This is a genomic window from Buchnera aphidicola (Melaphis rhois) (genome assembly GCF_005080745.1).
Taxonomy (GTDB): Bacteria; Pseudomonadota; Gammaproteobacteria; order Enterobacterales; family Enterobacteriaceae; genus Buchnera_B; species Buchnera_B aphidicola_AT.
Genome location: NZ_CP033004.1, coordinates 80,881 through 106,748 on the forward strand (window position 1 = coordinate 80,881; position 25,868 = coordinate 106,748).

The following is a 25,868-nucleotide window of genomic DNA, read 5'->3' on the forward strand; positions in this document are numbered from 1 at the left end:
ATAAAAAAAAAATGAAGAAAAAGATGATAATAAAAGAGATTTAGAAAAATCTTTAAAAAAGTTTAAAAACATTAATTTTGTTTCTGATATTCCAGTCAATATTACAGTTGAATTAGGACAAATTAAGTTAAAAATTAAAGATCTTCTTAATATAAACAAAGATTCCATATTGGCTCTAGATAAATATTCCGGTGAACCATTAAATATATTGGTAAATCAATGTGTAATTGCAACAGGAGAATTAGTAATTATAGAAGAAAAATATGGCATTAGAATCACTAGTATTATTGATAATTCAGAATATTTAGATAATGTGAATTAATTATTGTAAATAACAAAAAATTTTCTGTGGGTATTATGTTGCAATCTATTTTAACAGAAACAATGTTTTCAAAAGTTGCAATTTGGTCTTTCAAAATAATAGTGATTATTATATTATTTACTTGGGTACTTAAAAGAATTATTCTTACAAAAAATGCGATAAATAATTCTTCAATAAAGGTCTTAGAACGAATATCAGTTGGATCTAATGTAAGTATCGTTGTGCTAGATGTAAAAGAAATGAGATTAGTCATAGGTGTTACTTCAACAAATATTTCCATTTTATATAAATTGCCACCTGTTATAGAAAAAGGTAAACAAGGATTGTCAATTAAATCTGAAGATATTGAAAATATAAAAAAAGATTTGTCACACGTTTTTGGAATAAAACAATGATTTATCGGATAGTTTCATTATTTCTATTATTATTTTGTCCTATGGTATATGCGGGAGATTTTAATTTTTTTAGTCATCCATTATCAGATGGAGGACAAAGTTGGTCTGTTCCAGTACAAATGTTGGTATTCATTACATCATTAACGTTTATTGCACCAGTTTTGTTAATGATGACTAGTTTTTCTAGAATTATTATTGTTTTTAGTTTATTACGTAATGCTTTAGGAACTCCTTATTCTCCTCCAAATCAAATTCTGTTAGGTCTATCTCTTTTTTTAACTTTTTTTATTATGGCCCCAGTGTTCGACAAAATTTATCAGGATGCGTATTTGCCATTTAGTGAAGATAAAATTAATATGGATGTAGCTTTTGAAAAAGGTATGAAACCTTTACGTCAATTTATGATTAAGCAGACTCGAGAAAATGATTTAGCTTTTTTTTCCAAATTAGCTAATATTTCTAATTTTTCACATATAGAAGATATACCAACGCGCGTGCTATTGCCGTCTTTTGTTACTAGTGAACTGAAAACAGCTTTTCAAATTGGATTTACTATTTTTATTCCATTTTTAATAATTGATTTGGTAGTAGCTAGTGTTCTTATGGCTTTAGGAATGATGATGGTTCCTCCTTCAACAATATCGTTGCCTTTTAAGTTAATGTTATTTGTATTAGTAGATGGTTGGCAATTGTTGATTACATCTTTAACTCATAGTTTTTTTCATTAAGTATTTAACGTTATTATGACGATATTTACGATATTTAATATTTTATTTTTTAATATTGTATATTAAGGAGATGTATGACAGTTGAATCTGTAATGACTCTTTTTCATGAAGCAATGAAAATTGCGTTAATGCTTGCTTCACCTTTACTATTATCTGCTTTGTGTAGTGGTTTAGTTATTAGTATTATTCAAGCTGCTACTCAAATAAATGAACAAACGTTATCGTTTATTCCTAAAATTATTACAGTATTATTATCTATTGTTATTTTTGGTCCTTGGATGTTAACTTTAATGTTAGATTATACTCGCTCTTTATTTAATAATTTGTCATTGATTACTAGTTAATGATTACTTTGAATGTTCATGATTTTATGTCTATTTTTTGTAATTTTCTTTTTCTAGCAATACGGATTTTATCTTTTGTCGCAATTGCTCCACTATTAGGAGATAAGTCTATCCCAAAAAAAATACAATTGTTTATTACATTTATTTTAAGTTGGTTTTTTATGCTTATTATACCTAAAGTGAAAATTGATTTATTTTCTAGTGATGGATTGTTAATATTATTTGAGCAAATATTAATTGGTATGTCTTTAGGATTTGCGATGCAGTTGATATTTTCAGCTATTAAAGTAGCTGGAGAGATTATAAGTTTTCAAATGGGTTTATCTTTTTCATCTTTATTAGATTGGAATACTCATTCTAATATATCTGTGTTATCTCGGTTTCTCTATATATTTTTATTATTATTGTTTTTAGAGTTTAATGGTCACATTCTGATGATATCAGTATTATTTGATACTTTTAGAGCGTTTCCAATAACACCAATTAAATTAGATTCAGAAAAATATCTTCATATTGTTATGTTTACGAAATTTGCTTTTATTGATGGATTCATGTTAATGTTGCCAGTTATTATTATTCAATTAATACTTAATTTTTCTATGGGTATCTTAAATAGGATTGCATCTCAGATTTCTATTTTTTCTATTGGATTTACGGTAACGTTACTTATAGGAGTATATACTGTTTACTTGTTTATTCCAACTATCCCGTATGTTTATAATAATATTTTTAATCGTTTAATGTGGATTTGTTCTATTTTGTCTAAGGGATAGATGCAAATTTAAATATATATAGAAATGATATAATTAGATTTTTTTAAGTATTATGGAATTGTAAAATATTATATTGTTGTATTTATTTTTTATTGCATTAGTACAAGTATTATATTTCATTACTATGGTATGTAAATAGCAATTTTAAGTATAAGTTTTTTTCTATAAAATGCTAATCTATTCTTTTTTTAACAGTGATATAGTTAGCATTATATAGTCTAAGTTTAATTATAGTGATTTATTTATTATTAGAATAATTATTTCATTTTTTCTTCTCTATATAAGACATGTTTTTTAACAATAGGATCGTATTTTTTTAGTGTCAATTTTTGAGTTTTATCTTTTTTATTTTTTGTTGTAGTATAATAATGTTTACTACCTGACGAAGAAATTAATTTTATTTTATGTCGTATACTTTTTGCCATTTTTTTGTCCTCTATTTTTTAATAGATTTTTTTTTAATATTATTTCTAGCCCAATTTTATCTATGCAGCGTATACCTTTTGCAGATACTTTTAATGAAATAAATTTATTTCTTTGTACATCCCAAAATTTATGAAAATGTAAATTTGGTAAAAATCGTTTTTTAGTAGCATTCATAGCGTGAGATCGATTATTTCCAATCATTGGTTTTTTACCAGTGATTTGACATTTTTTAGACATAATTACAATTTTTACCTCGATATTGTTTTAGACGTTTAAATGTTTGTTGAATTATAAATATTTTATGTAATTCTTATATATTAGAGATTAATTTTTAAAATTATAGATCAAATATTGCTAATAGGATTTATTTTAATGAATTTTTTTAAAAGATTATTATTATCTATAATTTTATTATGCACATCTTGTGTTTGTGTTTTGATCTTTTTAATTTATAGTCATTTCGGATTAAATATTGTTTGCTATCTAGTTCATTATTATATACCACAATTGGAAATAAAAAAATCGATAGGTAAATTAAATAATTGTATATTTCAAGACATAAAATATTCTACTCATAATAGAAATTTTTTCGTTAAAGAATTAAAAATAAAATTTAGTTTTAACTTTTTTAAAAATTTTTATATTTGTATTGACGAATTATCGTTTAAGAAATGTAGTTTATATATTAGCGATATTTTGTTGATGAAATCTAATAGAAAAATGTTATTCTTAAATATAGCATCTCTTTTTAGAGTTCCCGTTTTTTTTAAAAATATAATATTTGATAATTTTTACTATTCTACAAATAATATATCATTAACTTTAGATAATTTTTTCGGAAAATGTTATTGGACTGGAGAACAGTTAGAAGGTTTATGTAGTAAAATTGATAATATTTATATCAAAACATTTCAGAATATAGACAATGATAAAAATTTATATGATAGATTTAAAGTAAATAGAATTATGTATTTAAGAAATTTTTTAGAGCAACCTCTAAAATATTTTAAAAATTTTAATAATATTTTTCTTATTAATCTTAATATACAGAGCTTTTACAGTAATAACATATATTTTTTAGGGAAAAATAGTGTTAAGTTATCTAAGTTTTTTTTTAATGGTCAGGTAAATGTCAGTAAAATAAATATAATAAAATTGTGTTTTCGTAGTTATAATTTTGTTAACCATATTTATGGTACTATTATCTTTAATAATAATTTTTTAACTAATATTGTTATTAATTGCGATAACTATATAAATTATAGATATCATGAAAATGTCAGTATTATTATTAGAGGATTTTTATTACAAGACTTAAGTATAAATGCAAAATTTTTTGGTATTATAAATACAAAGATATATATCAAGTTTACTTTTAAAAAAAATAGTTCTATTTTTAATTTTAAACTGCATCTTCCGTACATTAGTATAATTGAAAATGATAACAATCATTTATTTTTAAAAAATCTAAAAATTCATATTTTAGGAAACCCATGTAATTATACTTTTGTTTTAGATAGTACTATTAATATTCATTTAGTTTCTACAATGAAACTGCATATGTCAGGAAAAGGAAATTATTTTTCAATATTTATTGATACTATTCAATGTTTAACTACAGATAAAAAAACAATATTTGATTATTTATTTAGTATTGTTTATTCGAAAAAAGATCTTGTGATTACTGAGTTAAATAAAAATAGTTATAATTATTATATAAAAAATATAATGAGAAACGTAATATTCAAATTTATTAGTTTTATAAAAAGTTGTAGTTTATTATTAAATATAAAAATTTTGTTTAAAAATATTCTAGCTGTAGAAAATTTTGATAAATTAGAAAATATTAATATAATATTTCAATTAGATAAATTGAAGAGTATATGTTTAAATAGTTTTGGAAACATTAAAGGTAATATTAAATTTACTAATATTAATAATAATCATAAATTTTTAATAAAATGTATAGGACATAATTTGAATTTAAAAATCCTTAAAAATTCCAATATTAATTTTTTTATAATAGTACAAAAAAATAATATAAATTTTTTTGGATCTACTTTATTCATAAAAAACTGTGTTATTTTTAATTCACATGTTTTTTCATTTGTTCTGGAATTAAACTATAATAGATATAATCATAGTTTTTATTTAAATATATTACGTAAAAATTGTTCTTTTAATTTAAATTTTCGAGGAAAATTTGATATTTATTCAAATAAATGGATTGAAATAGTAAATAATATTGATTTCGATACATTGTTCTTTAATATTCATGTTAATAAAATTATATTGAAATTTAATAATAACAATATAATAAATCATTTAAACTTAATTGTATTAGATAAATATCTTTTGTTAAAAACAAGTATTATAAATAAAACGAAATGTGAAATATTTACTTTTCTGAATAGTAACTATAGGAATATTTTTAATTTATTTTCAAGGTTAAGACATTTATATACTTCTCACGCATTGTTTGTGTCCAGGATCAAAATTTATTCAAATTATCGTTGCAGTAATCATCAGAAAAGGTTTAAATGGAACTTTAATATAATAAATGATAATAATGTTAATGCAGTGTTCATGGGGTTTATAAATATTAAAGAAATTGATAAAAATTTTTTTATTTCGGGTAGTGTTAATTTCAAAAATGTACCAATATCTTTATTTAAGTTATTTGAACTAAATATTGAATATATTAGCGGAATATTGAATGGAACGCTTCGTTTTAGGGAAGACATATATAACAATATAAAATTATTAGGTAATATATCAATTGTACATTGTTGGATAAATAATTGGTTGTATGTAAGACAATTGTATTTTAATAATATAGAATTAATTTTTAGTTCTAATAAAATTACTTTTAATAGCATCGTTCATATTAAAAGTTTGTTTGAAACTATATTTGATTTAAAAATATTAGGTTTTCATTCATGGAATAATAAAATATGTCAACGTATTTTTATTAAAGTATTTTATTTATTTTATTATAATGTTAACGTTATACATATATTAGATATTTAAATAAAATGTCTATTTTAACAGCGATATCTTATTTTAAAAGGAATAATAGATATTCCGTTTAAAGAAATATAGCTGTTATTTATATTATTTAAATTATAATTTTAAAGCATTTTATATATAAGTTGTTTTTAATTTTATAAAATTAAATTATTATATTATTTTTTTTTTAGTTAATGTTAGTTATTTATTATTTTAATGATGATAGAATTTCTTGACACGCTATTTCTTTATCTTCCCATCCAATAATTTTGACCCATTTATTTTTTTCTAGATCTTTATAATGTTTAAAAAAATGTACAATTTGGGTTTTTAATGAGTTAGAAAGATCATTTATATTTTCTATATTAGAATATTCGTGACAAATATGTTTATTAGGGAGTGCAATAACCTTATTATCTATTCCAGATTCATCTATCATACGTAATATCCCTATCGGTCTACATTGTATTACTGAATTAGAAATTAAAGGATATGGAGAGTGTACTAATACGTCTATAGGATCACCATCGCAAGATAAGGTTTTATTAATAAATCCATAGTTACAAGGATAAAACATAGAAGTCGGTATAAATCTATCTACAAATAAAATTCCTGAATTTTTGTTTATTTCATATTTTACTGGATTAGAGTGTGATGGAATTTCAATGATAACGTTTATATTATATGGAACATTCTCACCTGGAGAAATATTTTTTAAACTCATTTTTCTGCCTATTTTATTATTGATTTTTTATATTTATATTAAAGGATAAAGTTTTATTTTATTTTTTTTCAGTGTACTATAACAAATAATTTGATATTTTGATAAAAAATTATGAAAACAGAACGTAATTTTACATTACAAAAACAAAAATTTAAAAATATAATTGAATATATATTAAATATAGTAAAAACTTATTCAGCTACTGCTGAAGTTTTAATTGTTTATAATATTGGTGTTAATCTTGGAGTTAGAAATAGCAAAATTGATTATGTTGAATTTAATAATGATAGTCTTTTAACAATTAAAGTTTATAAAAATAACAGGAAAAGTATTGTTTCTTCTACTGATTTTAGTATACAAGCGATAAAAAAAATAATTTCTTGTGCGATAGATATTATTAATCATACATCTGTTGATTTGTGTTCGGGTTTACCTGATATAAAATTACTAGCAATCGGAGGTTTAAAAGACCTTAATCTATATCATTATTGGAAATGGGATATAAATTACGCTACTCATTTAGTTTTTGTAGCCGAGCAAGAGGCTTTTAAAGTAGATAACAGAATTGTTAATACAGAAGGATCTAATTTTAATAGTTGTATGATTATGAAGGTATTTGGAAATAGTTATGGTATGTTAGAAAGTTATAATGCTACTTCGTATTTTATGTCAAGTTGCATGATAGCTAGAGAGAATGGTGATATGCAAAGAGATGTATCATATACAATTTCGAGAGATATTAGTAATCTTACGTCTCCAAAAGATATAGGTATAACAAGTGCTAATAAAGCTTTATCTAGATTGAATTCTAAGAAGCTATCTTCTATGAAAAGTCCTGTAATTCTTTCTTCTGAGTTATCTTCAAAATTTTTTTCCTATTTAGCGCAAGCGATTAGTGGAAGTAGTGTTTATAAAAAATCGACATTTTTATTGCAAAGTTTGCATAAACAAATTTTTCCGAATTGGTTAAGTATTAAAGAAAATCCTTATATAAGTAAAGGATTAGGATCTAAATGTTTTGATTCTGAAGGTGTTCGTACATCTTTAAAAACAATAGTTAGAAATGGTGTACTACAAACCTGGTTATTAGATAATTATTCAGCTAAAAAAATGAATTTAACTAGTACTGCTAATTCAGGAGGAATTCATAATTGGTTAATATTAGGTATTTCTAATATGAATTTAGAAGAATTAATAATATTTATGCATCGAGGTGTATTAATAACAGAATTATTGGGAGATGGTTTGAATTTAGTTACAGGAGATTATTCATGCGGTGCAGTAGGTTTTTGGATAGAAAATAGTATTATTAAAAATTCTGTTAGTGAAATTACAATTTCTGGAAATTTAAAGGATATGTTTAAAAACATTGTTTCTATAGGAAACGATATTGATATAAGACATAAAATATTATCGGGATCTATTTTGCTATCTTCTATGCAAATATCAGGATTATAAATTACTACAATGTATAGTAGAATATATACTTACTATGTATTATAATAGAACATTTTATAAGTTTTAAATTAAAATAAAATGTATTTCGAACAAATATTTTTAATTTATGTTAACAATTACTATTAACATTCATAATACAATTAAATATTATTTAATAATATTCTTTCTTTTAGAAGCTGATCTATAAGCCGGGTTCTGTGTGAGACAGTCATTTATCTAGGATAATAATTACTTATTATCTCAAGCAGCCTACCCGAGTATTATTTAAAAGGGCAATTAATACATAAATACTCCTATTTGGCTTTGCTCCAGGTGGAGTTTACCTAGCCATACTGGTTACCAAGTATGCGGTGAGCTCTTACCTCACCTTTTCACCCTTTCCTTATAATACTATTTAATATTTATAGGTGGTTTGTTTTCTGTTGCACTGGTCGTAAGCTTGCGCTTCCCAGATGTTATCTGGCACCTTTGCCCTATGGAGCCCGGACTTTCCTCTATTATTTATTTATAAATCGAGATAGATAATAGCGACTGTCTGATCAGCTTCTATTAGGGTTTTTAAATTATTTTTTACTAGTAATATGACTATATAATAAATTTTTAGAGATTTTATATAGTTTTGCTGTTATATGTATAGCTTCTTTTAATGATAGTTTTGATTGCAATATTTGTAAAGCGTTTAATACTGTTTTTGGTAAGATATTAATCTTTTTTTCTTGAAAACCTGATGTGATTATTGTTATTTCTCCTCTTATATTACATTTATTGTTTTCTAACCATGACAAAATATTTATTGATGTATTACGTTGGATAAGTTCCCATTTTTTAGTAAGTTCTTTTGCTAGTACTATTTGTCGATCTGCTCCTAATTCTTGTGTTATATCGCGCATGCTTGAAATTATCCTATTAGAAGTTTCGTAAAATATGATGGTTCTTGTTTCTTTTTTTAAATTATTTAATAATTTTTTTCGGATTATGTTTTTAGATGGAATAAAACCTTCATAGCAAAATTTGTTATTAGATAAACCTGAGGCACTTAAAGCAGTAATTGCTGCACAAGGACCGGGAAGAGGTACTATTTTGATTTCAAATTGATGACAATAATTTATTAAATAATAACCTGGATCATTAATTGTCGGGGTACCAGCGTTAGAAACTAATGCAATATTTTTACCTTCTTGTAATTGTATAATTAATTTTTTACTTTTTGTTCTTTCGTTATGTTTGTTAACGGATATGATGTTTTTGATAATTTTATAGTTTCTTATTAATATTTTAGTATGATTTATGTTTTCTGCAGCAATGATATCTATTTTTTTTAGAACTGATATTGCTCGGTAAGTTATATCAGTTAGATTTCCGATGGGAGTAGGTACGATGTATAATGTTCCTTTTTTTTTATTCATTTTTATGGTTATTTATTATCATTTTATTTATGAAATAAGTACATTAATCATAACATTTTTATAGTAAATATATGTATATGTCTTGCTATCGTAAATGTATATAAATATTATTTATTATCAGTATAAATGTTAAATATTAGTTAATTTCTTGCTTTGTTATCTTATAAAGAAATTATTGATGTTTAATGTAGCTAACTTGGATTTGTTTATTCAGAATGTCGAAATAAATATCAATATTTTTGTATAAAAGAATATTATTATTTTACGTAATATATTGTCTAAAGATTAAGTGTATTAACGTAAAGTTATTATTAATAATAATGTTGGTTGAGTATAACGAGGTAATTTAGTGAAAAGAGTAGTAATTACTGGATTAGGGATAATTTCTAGTATTGGTAATAATAAGTCGGAAGTTTTGATTTCGTTGCTAAATACTAAATCGGGTATCTCTTTTTCAGAGGAGATGAAGCATTTTGGTATGCGTAGTCATGTATGGGGTAATATAAAATTAGATTTATCACAATGCATAAATCGCAAGATAATGCGATTTATGAGTGATTCATCGATTTATTCATACTTATCAATGGAAGAAGCTATTAAAGATGCTAAGTTAACTCCTAAAATATATCAAAATAATTCTAGAATAGGTTTAGTTATTGGTTCTAGCGCTGGATCTCCAAAATGTCAAATACGTGGAATTAGTTCTATGAGTAAGAAAGGACTAAAGTCAGTTAGTCCTTATGTAGCTATTCAATCTATGTCATCTAATATTTCTGCTTGTTTGGCTACTTCATTTAAAATATATGGGGTTAATTATTCTATTAGCTCAGCATGTTCTAGTTCAGCACACTGTATAGGTAATGCAATGGAGCTAATACAGTTAGGAAAACAAGATATTATATTTGCTGGTGGAGGAGAAGAAGTAAGTTTAGAATTAGCGTGTACATTTGACGTAATGGGAGTATTGTCAACTCATTATAATGTTAATCCTACTGTATCATCTAGAGTATTTGATTTATATCGTGATGGATTTGTCATTTCAGGAGGAGCTGGGATAGTAGTTCTAGAAGAATTAAATTATGCATTATCTAGATCAGCTAATATATATGCAGAAATTATTGGATATGGTACATCTTCTGATGGTATGAATATGGTTGTTCCATCTGGAGATGGAGCTGTTAGATGTATGAATTTGGCTATGAAAAATATACAAAATGGGTCTATAGATTACTTAAATGTACATGGTACATCTACCAAGTTAGGTGATTTAATAGAATTAAATGCTATTCGAAAGGTGTTTAACAATACTAGGATACCAATTATTTCATCAACTAAATCTATTACCGGACATGCGCTAGGTGCATCGGGAGTACAAGAGATAATTTATAGTTTATTAATGTTAGAACATAGTTTTTTAGTTCCTAGTATTAATATTATAAAATTAGACCCTAACGCTAAAGATTGTAACATTTTAACAAATATTTTAAGAAGACGTATTTCTATTATTATGTCAAATAGTTTTGGCTTTGGTGGGACTAATGTTTCTTTAATAATTAAAAAATATTTTTAGTATTTAATAGTGATATAACGTTAAATATTTAGAAATGTAAGTAGTGTTTATATGAAACATAAGAACTTATTTTAAGTATAAATATTTATAGATTGTATGGTTATTTTAAATAAATAGATATATAGTGTGTGATTTAAATAGTATACATATATTCTGTATTTATGTGTTATGAAAAGTGATTTTAAAAAAATAGAGTTTAAAGAATTTTAATTATCTCTTATAATAGAAAAACGATTTGAGTTAAATTTAATTTTTAATTAAATTTATACTTAACATAGTGTAATAGCATTTATATAAATTCTTATAAGTTCGTATTAATAATATTTCATTTGGAATAATTATATTTTGATTTATGTTGTGGTATAAATAATATTTTATAACAATTTTTGTTTACATTTAGATATGTATAATTTAGTAGTTATTATCATAAAATTTTGAGAATGTTTTAATAAGTAATTATATTAATAAAGTCATAAAATATTAATTTAAAATAAATTACGTATTTTGAGATATTGAAAAATTTTATGATATTCAAGTTAATATAATAGTATTAAAATAAAAAATATGTTAATTTTTTTGTTGTATATTTTAAATTTTAATATTGAATTAATTAATTCAAGAATTTTGTATGTTTGCTATAATATTAATATATGATGTATGTATGAGTTTTTAAAGCTAAAATAAAGTTTTGTTATTCTAAGTTATTAATAATATCTTACAAATAATTTTATTTTATATAATATAAAGGAATTTCATAAATTGAACCGGTTAGAATCGTTAAAAAAATATAGCAAAATAGTAGTAGATAGTGGAGATATGCAATCTATACAAGAATATCTTCCTGAAGATATTACTACGAATCCCTCTCTTATTTTAAAAGTCATAACTTTACCTAAATATGAATATATTATAAATAATTCGATAGCTTATTCAAAAAAAAAGGGAGGTACATATCATAATCAATTGATTAATGCTGTTGATAAAATTTCTGTTATGTTAGGACAAGAAATTTTAAGTATTATTTCTGGTAAAATTTCTACTGAAATTGATGCACATTTATCATTTAATTCTGACATGTGTATAGAAAAATCTAAAAAAATTATTTCTATGTATGAAGAAGAAGGAATTAGTAGATCAAAAATATTGATTAAATTAGCTTCTACGTGGGAGTGCATAAAAGCGGCAGAAGAATTAAAAAAATTTAATATTAATTGTAATTTAACATTATTATTTTCTTTCGCTCAGGCAAGAGCTTGTGCTGAAGCAAATGTTTATTTAATTTCTCCTTTTGTTGGTCGAATTTATGATTGGTATAAATCTAAATCATTAATACAACAAGAATATTCAGTTGATAAAGATCCAGGGGTTTGTTCAGTTCGAAAAATATATTATTATTATAAACAATATGGATATAAAACTATAATTATGGGAGCGAGTTTTAGAAATATTCATCAAATTTTAGCATTGTCTGGTTGTGATTACTTAACAATTTCTCCGGATTTGTTAAAGGAGTTAAAATCGAGTACTGGAAATGTTGTAAGACAATTACATTGTCCTAAAGTAATGGAACAACCTATTGATTTACTGTCTAGAAGTCAATTTTTATGGTTACATAATGAAGAACCTATGGCTGTAGAAAAGTTGTCTGAAGGAATACGGCAATTTGGAGAAGACTATAGAAAGTTAAAACAAATCATAAAAGCAAAAATGTGAAAATATTTTTTTAATTCAATTGTTATATTTTATTAAAAATAATTTTTATATATTTTATAAGTATTAACAAAACATTTTAAGGAATAGTTATGTATTCTCGAAAAAAGTTAGCTGATGCTATTAGAATTTTGAGTATAGATTCAGTACAAAAAGCACAATCTGGACATCCAGGTATGCCTATGGGAATGGCTGATATAGCTGAGGTATTATGGAGAGACTTTTTGAAACATAATCCATCTAACCCTTCGTGGAGTAACAGAGATCGATTTGTTCTTTCTAATGGACACGGTTCTATGTTATTGTATAGTTTATTACATCTTACTGGATATGATTTATCACTTGAAGAATTAAAAAATTTTAGACAACTAAATTCTAGAACTCCAGGTCATCCTGAAATAGGGCATACTCCAGGAGTAGAGATCACCACTGGCCCGTTGGGTCAAGGTTTAGCGACTGCAGTAGGTATGGCTATTGCCGAACGTACGTTAGGTGCAACTTTTAATCGACCTGGTTATGACATAGTTGATCATTACACTTGGGTATTTGTTGGTGATGGTTGTTTAATGGAAGGAATTTCTCATGAAGTATGTTCGTTAGCTGGTACGTTTAAGTTAGGAAAATTAGTTGTATTTTATGATAGTAATGGTATATCAATTGATGGGAATATAGTTAATTGGTTCACAGATGATACAGATAAACGATTTAGTTCTTATAATTGGCATGTAGTATCTAATGTCGATGGACATGATTCTAATTCTATTTCTAATGCGATTAAGGAGTCTATATTAGTTAAAGATAAGCCTTCTTTAATTATTTGTAAGACAATTATTGGTTTTGGTTCACCTAATAAATCAGGAAAAGAAGATGCTCATGGATCTCCATTAGGTGAATTAGAAGTACGATTAACGAAAAAGAATTTAGATTGGGATCATCCTTCGTTTATTATTCCTCAAGAAATTTACGAAAATTGGAATTTTTTAGTACAAGGAAAATTATTAGAAGACGATTGGAATAAAAAATTTATAGATTATGAAAGACAATATCCTCGTTTAGCAGGTGAGTATATTCGACGTATAAATCGTATTATGCCAAGTATATGGAAAGAAGATTATAATGAATTTATTAATGATTTATGTTTAAATCCTAAAAATATAGCTACTAGAACAGCTTCACAGCATGTATTAGAATTTTTTAGTAAACATTTTTCAGAAATAATTGGTGGATCTTCTGATTTATCCCCAAGTAATCTTAGTATGTGGTCTGGTTCTAGGTCTATCAAAGACGATTTGTCTGGAAATTACATTCATTATGGAGTACGCGAATTTGGAATGACTGCTATTGCTAATGGATTATTTCATCATGGAGGATTTATTCCTTATACTTCTACTTTTTTAATTTTTACTGATTATGCTCGAAATGCAGTTAGAATGGCTGCGTTAATGAAAACACAACATATCTTTATTTATACTCATGATTCTATAGGGTTGGGCGAGGACGGTCCTACACATCAACCTATAGAACAATTAGCTACTCTTCGCTTAACTCCTAATACATGTGTATGGAGACCTTGTGATCAGATAGAGACTTTAGTTGCATGGAAATCAGCATTAGAAAATAAATTTGGACCTACGGCATTGGTATTATCTCGTCAAAACCTCTTACAAATTTCTAGAAATAAAACACAAGTAAATAATATTTCAAGAGGAGGTTATATTTTAAGAAATAGTAGTTCTTCTGATCATATTGATGCTATTATTATTTCTACTGGATCAGAAGTTAGTATCTCTCTTTCAGTCTATAACACGTTAGTTAAGAAAGGTTATTGTATTAGAATAGTTTCTATGCCATCTACTAATGTTTTTGATCAACAGGATGATAATTATAAAGAGTCAGTACTACCTAAGTTGATTAAAAATCGTGTTGCTATTGAAGCAGGTATATCTGATTTTTGGTATAAATATGTAGGGCTTGATGGAATAATAATTGGTATGAATTCTTTTGGAGGATCTGCTCCTTCTGATAAATTGTTTAAAAAATTTGGTTTTAGTGTTGATGATATAGTACAAAGAATAGTAAACTTATTAACTGTTTAAGTTTTAAAATATAATGATTATTAATTAAGTTAATTTCTACGTATTTATCATTTTTTAATTAGATAAAGTAATTATTTTGTTTTATTTTGAAATTACAGTGGTATTGTTTGCTTAGTTAAATTACAGAAGTATATAAGATAATATAATTTCATGTATTAATAAAATATTATTTACGAACATATTTCGAGGAATTTGTATGACTTGTCCTATAACAAATTTAGCTAAACAACTTATTTCAATTCCTTCTATCAGTCCTATGGATTTAGGATGTCAAAAAATAATATCTGATCGATTAATAAATTCTGGATTTTCGATTGAATATATGAATTATGGCAGCACCAATAACATATGGGCTTATAGGGGAAAAGGTACTACTTTAGCATTTTCAGGTCATACTGACGTTGTCCCAAGTGGAAAATATGAAAATTGGAAATTCCCTCCTTTTGTTCCAACCATATATAATGGTTATTTGTTTGGTAGGGGATCAGCTGACATGAAAGGAGCAATAGCAGCCATGATTATTGCTATTGAACAATTTGTTAAACAATATCCCAATCATATTGGAAGACTTGCGATTTTAATTACCTCTGATGAAGAAGCAAAGGCTATACATGGTACCAAAAAAATAGTTGAGAATTTAATTAAGAATAAAGAAACAATCGATTATTGTGTGGTAGGAGAACCGTCTAGCGTTAAATCGTTAGGAGATGTTATTAAAAATGGTCGAAGAGGTTCTTTAACAGCACACTTGTCTATTTATGGTAAGCAAGGCCATATTGCATACCCACATTTAGCTGACAACCCTATCCATAATGTATTATCATTTTTAGTACGTTTGATATCTATCAATTGGGATCCAGGAGATGCTTTTTTCCCTCCTACGAGTTTACAAATTTATAAAATTCAATCTGGAATAAACAATAGTAATAATATTATACCGGATCGGTTATTAGTAAAGTTTAATTTGCGTTTTGGCAGTTTAACTACCATTGATATTATAAAAAGTAGAGTTCAGTCATTATTAATTGATTGTAATTTAAAATATAGCATAAAATGGAAATTGTCTGGAAAACCTTTTATAACTAAATCAGGATTATTGATAAGTGTTGTACAAAACGTAATTCAAGATGTATGTGGCATCACTCCAAAATTATTGACAACAGGAGGTACATCTGATGGACGTTTTATAGCAGAATTAGGATCTCAAATATTAGAATTAGGATTAGTTAATAAAACTATACATCAGTCTAACGAATGTGTTAAAATTTCAGATTTAAAGTTGTTGAGTTATATATATAAATGTATTATTGAAAAATTGTTATTAGCTAATTAACAAGTAAATAATAAAAATTATTGTTGGTAATAAAATACGAACACATGTAAAATAACAGAGTATCAAATATTTTAACACCCTGTTTTTGTAAATAAATGTTATTTATTTTTTATCAATGTATGTACATAAGTTTTACTAAATATTTTATATTAATATGTTGATTAAAGTTTCGTATGATAAATTTTTTATTTTTAAACGTATATTTAATATGTTAATTATTTTTGAATTAATTAACAATAGTTTTGTATTCAATAATAGATATGTAATTATATGTTAGTAATGTTGGAATAACTAAAAGATTTTTCAAGGATCAAACGTGTCTTTTGTGAAATATTTGTCAATGGCAAACGTAAGGTATCTGTTGTAATTAAGCCAATTTTTTTTGCTAACCATTTTACAGGCATGGGATTAGGTTCTTTGAATAGGTTATGATGTAACGACATTAAATGATTGTTTAATAATCTTGCTGATACAAAATCTTTATTTAAAGCAAAATTATATATTCTAGTCATTTCTTTTGCTGCGATATTAGCAGTTACTGATATTACACCTTGTCCTCCTAATTGCATAAAGTCTAAAGCTGTAGCGTCATCTCCACTAATTAGTAAGAAATTTTTGTCTACTAGATTTTTTATTTTTTGTACTCTAGACAAATCTCCTGTAGCTTCTTTAATACCAATAATATTTTTTAATTTAGAAAGTTTAACCACTGTTTCTGGTATTAAATCACATCCGGTCCGTATAGGAACATTATATAATATTTGAGGTAAATGTGTATTTTTTGAGATAGCTTTAAAATGTTTATATAATCCTTCTTGAGTTGGACGGTTGTAATAAGGGGTAACGGTTAAGCATGCAGAAACTCCTGATGATTCAAATTTTTTAGTTAAAAGGATAGCTTCTGATGTTGCGTTTGATCCAGTTCCAGCTATAATTGGAATTTTATTTTTAGAAAATTGCAATGTAAGCATTACTACTTCAATATGTTCTTCTTGACTTAAGGTAGCTGATTCTCCAGTTGTACCAACGGATACAATTGCTTTTGTACCATTTTCAATATGATAATTAACTAATTTTTTTAGGCTACTTTGACAAATTCGACCTTTTTCATCCATTGGTGTTATAAGTGCAACAATATTTCCTTTGAACATTTTTAATTTCTCTTATAAATAAGTTCTTTATAGTATATTTGACAGATATTTGATATTTTTTAAACAAAATAGCTAATGTGTGTTATTAAGTGTAATTTAATCATTATGAAAATTAATTTTTTAGAGTATATTCATAGTATCGTTTGTAATTTTATTTATAAAAATAAATTTTTGTAGCATCAGATATAAGTGCAATCTGAATAATAATTTCATATATTTAATTTTTTTATTATCTTATAAAATGGTTAATATAAAAAATATATGTTTTTAACTTATACATAATTTTTTTAAAATATGAATATTAAAACGAAGATCTAATTTTTTGTATATTAAAAAGCGTTTGTTGTTTTTTCAATAAGAAATTTATCATTAAATATTTTTAAAAAATTAATAATACTAAATGTGAAAAAAGTAACTAATTTAAGTAAAACGTTTTTAAATCAAATTAATATAGTTTAAGTTAACGTATTATATAAAATAATATTTAAATGCCATTAATGTATGCTTGCAACAGTAAATAAACATATATTGAAATATGACTTAAAATTTAATATTTATATCGTTTGGTATGTATTGAAACTTTTTATTAATTACTAATATTAGGAATATTTTAATTTATTTTTTATAAAATCTATTTTCTTAAATTGGTATAATTAATATTAATTTTTTGTTAGCTTAAAATATATTTTAAATAAAAATATTTTTAAAAAATAATATGATGTATTTTAAGCTTTTTAAATAATATTACTTATAAAGTATACGTAATAATATACTAAAGCATTATTATTTTAAACGGAATTATAATCATCGATGTTATTTATTGTCATAGTTTTTTTTTACATTGTGCTCGATATCTTAAAAGGTGATCCATGATTATTATAGCCATCATAGATTCTGCTATTGGCACAGCTCTAAATCCTACACAAGGATCATGTCTTCCTTTAGTAATGATTGTACTTTCTTTTCCATTGTGATCAATAGTTTGTCCAATTTTTCTTATACTAGACGTAGGTTTAAGTGCTATTTTTGTAACAATGTTTTCTCCGTTACTTATGCCACCTAGTATTCCACCTGAATGATTACTAATAAATCCATTTTTGTTCATTTCATCTCGATGTTGACTTCCTTTTTGATTCACGACGGAAAACCCGTCTCCGATTTCTATACCTTTAACTGCATTAATACTCATTAATCCATGTGCTAAATCAGCATCTAATCGATCAAATACAGGTTCTCCTAATCCTATGGGGACTTTTTCAGCTATTATTACGATTTTAGCTCCAATAGAATCACCTTCTTTTTTTAAACTTCTTATTAATTTTTCTATTTCTTGGATTTTTGTAATATCTGGACAAAAAAATGGATTATTTTCTACGTCGTTCCACGATTTTAGTTCGCAATGAACATTTCCTATTTGTTCTAAGTATCCTCGAATTAGTATTCCATAATTTAAGTAGAGATACTTTTTAGCTATAGCACCAGCGGCTACTCGCATAGCTGTTTCTCGCGCAGATGATCTTCCTCCTCCATTAGGATCTCTAATTCCGTATTTTTTGTAATAAGTAAAATCTGCATGGCCCGGTCTAAATAAAGTATTAATATCTTTGTAGTCGTTTGGTCTGGAATCTATATTGTTTATTATCAGTCCAATGCTAGTTCCTGTTGTAATTCCATTATAGGTTCCGGACAGTATGGTAACGTTATCCGGTTCAGATCTCGGGGTAGTATACTGAGATTTTCCAGGACGTCTTCGGTTTAATTCTTTTTGTAGATCAGATTCTGATATTTTCATTCCCGGTGGCATTCCGTCAATGATACATCCCAAAGATAATCCATGAGATTCTCCAAATGTTGTTACTTGAAAAAGTTTTCCGATGGTGTTTCCAGCCATTATATTTCCTTTATTCTTAGATAAAACCTTTTTATTTTCGCTTTAGATATAAATGATTAATATCATGTAAATTTTATTTTAAACGTTTATAAAAAATATATCAATTTTAAGAAAAGTATTTATTTGATTTTATTAGTATTTATAAATAAAATTATAAGATATCTTATTGTTTGATTATTATATTTAAAATTATATTTTTAATAAATGATGTAAATTATATTATTTAATTATATAATATTTTAGGTTGTAGTGTAATTTTATATAATTAAATAATAATTTAAATTTTTAAAATATTATTTAGTTGATATTGAAATTTATTTATTGGTATCCCATTAAATGCGATATTTAGAATTTATATTTAAAACATTCATTATAATGGTAATTTTATACAAATGAGAAAAAAACAATTATTATTTCATGAAGATTGGTTCTTATTCTATCAAGGATTAAAAGGATTTCAAAAAATGAAGCAGGATACTATTTTTCACATGAGATATCATAAAGAAAAAAAAAATATGGTATTGAAAAAAAGTATTTTTGAACAAGATGCTCATTGCCATTATTTTTCTTCTAACAAACCAAAAATGTTAATTAATTTGGATCCTATATATTATATTAGAGATAATAGTTATTTAAATGAGCTAAAAAAACTTAAAGTTGGTGCATATATTCCAGATATTATTTTAGACTTGCACGGTTTAACTCAATATCAAGCTAAGAGAAAATTAGGTGAATTGATTCATATTTGTTATAAAAAAAAATTTTTTTGTGCTAATGTAATTCATGGACATGGTAAAAATATTTTAAAGAGACAAATACCATTATGGTTGTCCAAACATCCTGATATAATAGCATTTCATCAAGCACCTAAAATGTTTGGTAGTGATGCTGCTATTTTAGTATTAATTGATTTTAAAGTTTAATGAATATTATATAAAATATGTTTTCAAAATGTGATTTAATATTTTATTTTTTATGTTTCTAATATTAAAAGATGTAGAAGTATTCATTTTATATAAAACATTCCACACATGATTTAGTTCAATTGTAAAATATAGAATAAAGTATATGTATTGTTATGCATTTAAATAATTTTTCTAATATTTTATTTTTATTTCTTATCTAATATTATTAATAGTTTACGTTGATCATATATAATCAAAATATTTGCATTTTATGGTTAATTATTACGATTATATAGTATATATATTATAAACAAAGTAAGTACAACTCGTTTTTATAAACTATTTATATTTTGTATACTTTAGTCTTATATCGTTTTGTTGTGTTTTTATATATCAAAATACGCAATTTTTTGAACATCTTATAAATCGATTTAATTCAAGTTGTTTTTAGCAGCAATTACTATATTAAAGATAAACGTTTTAAAAATTTTATTTGTAATATATAAATATTTTAAAATAATATGTTTAAAATATTTTATATCTCTTTGTTATAATATTCATATGTTATCCAGATATAATTTTTTAAGATTTATAGGTAAGTTATAAAAATAAACTTATACTTTTTGAACTACATAATTGTACTATAAATTTATTAAAGGATTAAATATGATTCATAATAATCGATTACGAATAGTAATGCAGAAAACTGGAAGGTTAAGCAGTGATTCGAAAGATTTATTAGTTCGTTGTGGTATCAAAATTAATTTGTGTAAGCAAAAGTTAATTGCGTTTTCTGAAAATATGCCAATAGATGTTATGTGCGTAAGAGATGATGATATTCCTGGTTTAATTATGGATGGTATTGTAGATATAGGAATTATTGGAGAAAATGTTTTGGAAGAAGAAGTACTTAGTCGAAAATTAAGATTAGATAGTGTAGATTATATTAAATTAAAGCGTTTAGATTTTGGAGTTTGTAGATTATCTTTAGCTGTCCCGATTGATAAAGAATATACAGACATATATTGTTTAAATAATTCAAGAATTGCTACATCTTATCCTCATTTATTAAAAAAATATTTTGATAAAAAAAATATTATATTCAAGTCTTGTATGCTAAATGGATCAGTAGAAGTAGCGCCTCGTGCAGGATTGTCTGATGCTATTTGTGATTTAGTATCTACAGGAGCGACTTTAGAAGCTAATGGATTACGTGAAGTTCAAATTATATTTCGATCTAAAGCATGTTTAATTTGTAAAACTGGTAATATTTCTGTTGAAAAGCAAAATGTTATCAATACATTAATGACACGTATTCAAGGTGTAATTAAAGCAAGAGAATCAAAATACATCATGTTGCATGCACCTATAAAAAAGTTAGAAGAAGTAATCGATTTATTACACGGTGCTGAACGTCCTACAATACTAAAATTAGCTGGAGATGATTCTCGAGTAGCTATGCATATGGTTAGTAGTGAGACATTATTTTGGGAAACAATGGAAAAATTAAAATTATTGGGAGCTAGTTCTATTTTAGTATTACCAATTGAAAAAATGATGGAATAACTACATGAAAAATTGTTTAAAAATTATTCATTGGGATCGTTGTAGTATTGAAGAACGAGAAAAAATATTATCTCGACCAATTTTAGATGACTTAAGTGCTATTAAAAAACAAGTAAAAACAATCATTTCTGATGTTAATAGTTTAGGAGATCAAGCTCTATATAATTATACTAACATATTTGATAAAATTAAATTAAATAATATTAAGATTAGTCATCAAGATTTAGTTAAGGCAGAATTATGTATTGATGTAAAAGCAAAAAATGCTATTCAGGTAGCTATTGATAATATTAGGACATTTCATATATCTCAAAATATAAGTACACTTAATATAGAAATTAATAAAGGTATTTATTGTCAGCAAATTGTACGTCCTATTGGATCTGTTGGTTTGTATATTCCAGGTGGTTCAGCGCCTCTATTATCTACAGTGTTAATGCTAGCAATACCAGCTAGAATTGCTGGATGTAAAAAAATTGTTCTTTGTTCCCCTCCTCCTATTACGAATGAAGTGTTATATGCAAGCAAAATTTGTGGAGTACAAGAGATATTTCAAGTAGGCGGTGCTCAAGCAATAGCAGCATTAGGTTTCGGCACTGAAACAATACCAAAAGTCAACAAAATATTTGGGCCAGGAAATGCATATGTTACGGAAGCAAAATCTCAAATTAGTCGATCTTTATATGACGTAGGTATTGATATGTTGGCTGGACCATCTGAAGTATTAATTATCGCGGATTCTTCAGCTAATGTTGATTTTATTGCTTCTGATTTGTTGTCTCAATCAGAACATGGCAATTATTCTCAAGTTATATTAATCACTTGTGACATTAATTTAGCTAATGCAGTGTTAGAACAAATACGCAAACAAGTTAAAAATTTATTAAGGAGTAGGATTATTATTCAATCGTTAAAACATAGTAAAATTATTATAGTAAAAAATTTATTAGAATGTTTTGAGTTGTCCAACTATTATGCTCCCGAACATTTAATGATTCAATGTGAATATCCACAACGTTTATTAAAATATGTTTTAAATGCTGGTTCTATCTTTTTAGGTCATTGGTCTCCAGTAGCATCGGGAGATTATGCAACTGGTGCTAATCATGTTTTACCTACATATGGTAGTGCTAAAGCGTATTCTGGACTTAGTCTTATTGACTTTCAAAAGAGAATTACAGTACAAAAATTAGATAAAGTAGGTTTTAAAAATCTTGCTTCTACTATTATGTCATTGTCAACTATAGAGAGATTAGATGCTCATACAAATTCAATTTTAATTAGGTTGTCTTCATTAATGGATGAAATGTAATTATGAATATCAAAAAATTAGTTCGAAAGGATATTCGGGAATTAATACCTTATCAATCTGCACGAAAAATAGGTGGGAAAGGTGATATATGGTTGAACGCGAATGAATTTCCTGAGTTTAATAATATTAAGTTAAATAACATTATTTTAAATCGTTATCCAGAATGTCAACCTGAACAATTAACATCTTGTTATTCTTCTTATATTGGTATTAATAAAAGTAATATATTAATAACTCGAGGTATCGATGAAGCAATTGAATTATTAATAAAAACTTTTTGCAATCCTCAAAATGAAAAAATTATTTTTTGTCCTCCTACTTATGATATGTATAATATTAGTGCAAAAATTATTGGAATTAAAAGCTATGAGGTACCATTATTAAATTTTTCTTGGCAATTAGACATTAATAATATTGCTAAGTATATTAGTGATGCTAAATTAATTTATATATGCAATCCTAACAATCCCACCGGTAACTTAATTAATTATCAAGATATTATTACTTTATTGAACATAACTTTAGGAAAAACACTCGTAATAGTAGATGAAGCATATATTGAATTTTCTCCAATACATAGTTTAACGAATTTAATAGATACGTATCCTAACTTAGTTATATTGAGAACGTTATCTAAGGCTTTTGCTTTAGCTGGACTACGATGTGGTTTTATATTAACGAATGTCAATATAGTAAAGTTTTTATTAAAAGTTATTAATCCCTATCCTATTCCTATTCCTACTACAAGTATAGCTGTTCAATTTCTAAGTAAAAATAATATTAATGAGATGAGAAATAGAATTTTTGATTTGACGTTGAATCGTTTTTGGTTGGTAAATAAATTAAAATCCATGAATAATTGTGTAGAGCATGTTTTTAATAGTTTTGCTAATTACATTTTAGTTCGATTTTACAATTCTCGTAAAGTTTTTGATATATTGTCAAAAAAAGGAATTATTGTTAGAGATCAAAGTAATAAATTGCATTTAAGTAGATGTTTAAGAATATCCATAGGAACTAGTAAAGAATGTTTAGAAGTTGTTCGAGTTATTCAGAAGATTAATAGTTTATGTGTATATTAAGGAAATAATATGAATAAAAAAGTTTTATTTATTGATCGTGATGGAACATTAATTGCAGAACCTAATCAAAATTTTCAAGTAGATGATATAAATAAATTAACTTTTGAAAAATGCGTGATTCCAGCTTTAATTAAACTAAAAGAGTTTGGTTATACATTTGTTATAATTACTAACCAGGATGGATTGGGTTCTAAAAAATTTCCATTAGCTTCATTTTCTATACCTCATCAATTTATGATAAACGTTTTTCTATCTCAAGGTATAGTATTCGAAGATATTTTGATTTGTCCTCATGAAGTTGAACATCGTTGCAATTGCCGAAAACCTAAGATAGGGATGATAAAACATTGGTTAGATAGTGATCAGTTAGATAAAAAAAATAGTTATGTTATTGGAGATCGTGATTCAGATATGGAATTAGCAAAAAATTCTGAATTATTAGGATTCCATTATGGAAAGAATGGATGTACGTGGAATACTATACAGTCTAAGTTGACCCAAAGAAATAGATATGCATGTATTATTAGGAATACTAAAGAAACCAAAGTTAAAATAGAAGTATGGTTAGATAGATGTGGGGAAAATTTAATTAATACTAAATTGCATTTCTTTAATCATATGTTAAATCAAATAGCAATTCATAGTAATATTAGAATGAAAATAGTGTCTAATGGAGATACTCATGTTGATGATCATCATACAATAGAAGATGTTGGCATTGTTTTAGGACAAGTTTTAAATAAAGCGTTGGGAAATAAAATAGGTTTAGATAGATTTGGTTTTACTTTACCTATGGATGAAAGCGTAGGATATTGTTTAATGGATATTTCTGGTCGTCCTTTTTTAAAATTTGAATCTCAATTTAAATTTCAGCATATAGGTGATATGAGTACAGAAATGGTAGAACATTTTTTTAGATCTTTAGCTTTTTCGATGCAAATAACTTTACATTTAAAAAGTACAGGTGAAAACGATCATCATCGGATTGAAAGTTTATTTAAAGTTTTTGGAAAGACGCTAAGACAAGCTATTAACGTAAATGGAACGACCTTACCGAGTTCTAAAGGATTTTTATAATGAGTGTAGTTATCATAAATACCGGTTGTTCTAATTTATCTTCTATAAAATATGCTATTTGTAGACTAGGTTATAATCCAAAAATTAGTACTTCTGTAAGAGATATATTAAGTGCAAATAAAATATTACTACCGGGTGTAGGTTCAGCATATTCAGCGATTCGAGTATTATCAGAATCAAATTTATTAAATATTATTAAAAAATGTCAGCAGCCGTTTTTAGGTATTTGCTTAGGTATGCAATTGTTAAGTGCTTTTAGTAGCGAAGCACAAGGTTTGGATCTTTTGAGTATTATTAATTCACCTGTATATAGGTTAAATTCCGGTTCGTTACCATTGCCTCACAATGGATGGAACAATGTAGAAATATGCAGAAATAATGTGTTATTTGAAGATATTGAGAATCATTCTAAATTTTATTTTTTACATAGTTATTCTGTAGACATTACTAAATATACTATAGCAAAAACGTTATATAATACTTATTTTAGTGCTGCTATACAAAAGAACAATTTTTTTGGAGTTCAATTTCATCCAGAAAAATCTGGAAAAGTTGGTTTAAAATTATTAAAAAATTTTTTGGAGATATGA

At 25.3% G+C, this 25,868-nt stretch carries 23 protein-coding genes and 1 other RNA gene; 17 read left to right on the top strand and 7 right to left on the bottom strand.

The genetic code is table 11. From position 1 onward, the window contains the following. The first annotated feature begins 70 nt into the window (after positions 1-70). The 5 genes from fliN to fliR all read left to right on the top strand — a co-directional run bounded on the left by fliN (position 71) and on the right by fliR (position 2,562). Positions 71-322, top strand: coding sequence for a flagellar motor switch protein FliN (fliN, locus tag D9V73_RS00365; protein ID WP_158336290.1), 252 nt, complete (start codon positions 71-73; stop codon positions 320-322). A 35-nt stretch (positions 323-357) separates the two neighbouring features. Further along, positions 358-717: a flagellar biosynthetic protein FliO gene (gene fliO / locus D9V73_RS00370; RefSeq protein ID WP_158336291.1), complete on the top strand. Its 360-nt coding sequence runs from the start codon at positions 358-360 to the stop codon at positions 715-717. After that, complete coding sequence (fliP, locus tag D9V73_RS00375) at positions 714-1,445, top strand: flagellar type III secretion system pore protein FliP (protein WP_158336292.1); 732 nt, start codon at positions 714-716, stop codon at positions 1,443-1,445. The genes fliO and fliP overlap by 4 nt, the downstream gene beginning before the upstream one ends. Before the next feature lie 74 nt (positions 1,446-1,519). Continuing rightward, positions 1,520-1,789, top strand: a complete 270-nt coding sequence (gene fliQ, locus D9V73_RS00380) for a flagellar biosynthesis protein FliQ (RefSeq protein WP_158336293.1) — start codon at positions 1,520-1,522, stop codon at positions 1,787-1,789. After that, positions 1,789-2,562 carry a flagellar biosynthetic protein FliR gene (fliR, locus tag D9V73_RS00385; protein ID WP_158336294.1) on the top strand — a complete coding sequence of 258 codons (774 nt, stop codon included), beginning with the start codon at positions 1,789-1,791 and terminating at the stop codon, positions 2,560-2,562. Before fliQ ends, fliR begins: the two co-directional genes overlap by 1 nt. Before the next feature lie 257 nt (positions 2,563-2,819). Here the strand turns inward: fliR and rpmG are convergent, their stop codons facing one another. Then, a complete protein-coding gene (gene rpmG / locus D9V73_RS00390) occupies positions 2,820-2,987 on the bottom strand; it encodes a 50S ribosomal protein L33 (RefSeq protein WP_158336295.1) in 168 nt (55 codons plus the stop codon). Continuing rightward, the gene (gene rpmB / locus D9V73_RS00395) at positions 2,965-3,225 is read right to left on the bottom strand and encodes a 50S ribosomal protein L28 (RefSeq protein ID WP_158336296.1); all 261 of its coding nucleotides are present in this window, start codon (positions 3,223-3,225) and stop codon (positions 2,965-2,967) included. The genes rpmG and rpmB overlap by 23 nt, the downstream gene beginning before the upstream one ends. Before the next feature lie 135 nt (positions 3,226-3,360). Here rpmB and D9V73_RS00400 point away from each other — a divergent pair, with 135 nt between their 5' ends. Next, the gene (locus D9V73_RS00400) at positions 3,361-6,018 is read left to right on the top strand and encodes a hypothetical protein (protein ID WP_158336297.1); all 2,658 of its coding nucleotides are present in this window, start codon (positions 3,361-3,363) and stop codon (positions 6,016-6,018) included. Between the two features lie 187 nt (positions 6,019-6,205). On the opposite strand, the gene ppa is transcribed toward D9V73_RS00400, so the two are convergent. Further along, positions 6,206-6,721: an inorganic diphosphatase gene (gene ppa, locus D9V73_RS00405; protein ID WP_158336298.1), complete on the bottom strand. Its 516-nt coding sequence runs from the start codon at positions 6,719-6,721 to the stop codon at positions 6,206-6,208. A 111-nt stretch (positions 6,722-6,832) separates the two neighbouring features. On the opposite strand from ppa, the gene pmbA reads away from it, so the two are divergent. Then, positions 6,833-8,179, top strand: a complete 1,347-nt coding sequence (gene pmbA / locus D9V73_RS00410) for a metalloprotease PmbA (protein ID WP_158336299.1) — start codon at positions 6,833-6,835, stop codon at positions 8,177-8,179. A 168-nt stretch (positions 8,180-8,347) separates the two neighbouring features. Here the strand turns inward: pmbA and rnpB are convergent. Beyond that, an RNA gene (rnpB, locus tag D9V73_RS00415) (RNase P RNA component class A) lies at positions 8,348-8,726 on the bottom strand. Between the two features lie 16 nt (positions 8,727-8,742). Continuing rightward, complete coding sequence (rsmI, locus tag D9V73_RS00420) at positions 8,743-9,585, bottom strand: 16S rRNA (cytidine(1402)-2'-O)-methyltransferase (protein ID WP_158336300.1); 843 nt, start codon at positions 9,583-9,585, stop codon at positions 8,743-8,745. A gap of 349 nt (positions 9,586-9,934) precedes the next feature. Between rsmI and D9V73_RS00425 the strand changes: the two genes are divergently transcribed. The 4 genes from D9V73_RS00425 (at position 9,935) to dapE (ending at position 16,294) form a co-directional block, all read left to right on the top strand. After that, positions 9,935-11,155, top strand: a complete 1,221-nt coding sequence (locus D9V73_RS00425) for a beta-ketoacyl synthase N-terminal-like domain-containing protein (RefSeq protein ID WP_158336301.1) — start codon at positions 9,935-9,937, stop codon at positions 11,153-11,155. A gap of 759 nt (positions 11,156-11,914) precedes the next feature. Continuing rightward, positions 11,915-12,868, top strand: coding sequence for a transaldolase (gene tal / locus D9V73_RS00430; protein WP_158336302.1), 954 nt, complete (start codon positions 11,915-11,917; stop codon positions 12,866-12,868). An 89-nt stretch (positions 12,869-12,957) separates the two neighbouring features. Further along, positions 12,958-14,961, top strand: a complete 2,004-nt coding sequence (gene tkt, locus D9V73_RS00435) for a transketolase (RefSeq protein ID WP_158336303.1) — start codon at positions 12,958-12,960, stop codon at positions 14,959-14,961. Between the two features lie 196 nt (positions 14,962-15,157). After that, complete coding sequence (gene dapE / locus D9V73_RS00440; protein WP_158336304.1) at positions 15,158-16,294, top strand: succinyl-diaminopimelate desuccinylase; 1,137 nt, start codon at positions 15,158-15,160, stop codon at positions 16,292-16,294. A 266-nt stretch (positions 16,295-16,560) separates the two neighbouring features. Here the strand turns inward: dapE and dapA are convergent, their stop codons facing one another. Together dapA and aroC are read right to left on the bottom strand one after the other, a co-directional pair. Beyond that, positions 16,561-17,445, bottom strand: a complete 885-nt coding sequence (gene dapA / locus D9V73_RS00445) for a 4-hydroxy-tetrahydrodipicolinate synthase (RefSeq protein WP_158336305.1) — start codon at positions 17,443-17,445, stop codon at positions 16,561-16,563. Between the two features lie 823 nt (positions 17,446-18,268). Further along, positions 18,269-19,336, bottom strand: coding sequence for a chorismate synthase (gene aroC / locus D9V73_RS00450; RefSeq protein WP_158336306.1), 1,068 nt, complete (start codon positions 19,334-19,336; stop codon positions 18,269-18,271). 392 nt (positions 19,337-19,728) lie between these two features. On the opposite strand from aroC, the gene smrB reads away from it, so the two are divergent. From smrB to hisH, 6 genes are all read left to right on the top strand, one after another. Then, the gene (gene smrB, locus D9V73_RS00455; protein WP_158336307.1) at positions 19,729-20,259 is read left to right on the top strand and encodes an endonuclease SmrB; all 531 of its coding nucleotides are present in this window, start codon (positions 19,729-19,731) and stop codon (positions 20,257-20,259) included. Between the two features lie 648 nt (positions 20,260-20,907). After that, a complete protein-coding gene (hisG, locus tag D9V73_RS00460) occupies positions 20,908-21,807 on the top strand; it encodes an ATP phosphoribosyltransferase (protein WP_158336308.1) in 900 nt (299 codons plus the stop codon). A gap of 4 nt (positions 21,808-21,811) precedes the next feature. Continuing rightward, positions 21,812-23,119, top strand: coding sequence for a histidinol dehydrogenase (hisD, locus tag D9V73_RS00465; protein ID WP_158336309.1), 1,308 nt, complete (start codon positions 21,812-21,814; stop codon positions 23,117-23,119). A 2-nt stretch (positions 23,120-23,121) separates the two neighbouring features. After that, a complete protein-coding gene (gene hisC, locus D9V73_RS00470; RefSeq protein ID WP_158336310.1) occupies positions 23,122-24,201 on the top strand; it encodes a histidinol-phosphate transaminase in 1,080 nt (359 codons plus the stop codon). A gap of 9 nt (positions 24,202-24,210) precedes the next feature. Further along, the gene (gene hisB / locus D9V73_RS00475; protein ID WP_158336311.1) at positions 24,211-25,278 is read left to right on the top strand and encodes a bifunctional histidinol-phosphatase/imidazoleglycerol-phosphate dehydratase HisB; all 1,068 of its coding nucleotides are present in this window, start codon (positions 24,211-24,213) and stop codon (positions 25,276-25,278) included. Beyond that, positions 25,278-25,868 carry an imidazole glycerol phosphate synthase subunit HisH gene (gene hisH, locus D9V73_RS00480; RefSeq protein WP_158336312.1) on the top strand — a complete coding sequence of 197 codons (591 nt, stop codon included), beginning with the start codon at positions 25,278-25,280 and terminating at the stop codon, positions 25,866-25,868. The genes hisB and hisH overlap by 1 nt, the downstream gene beginning before the upstream one ends.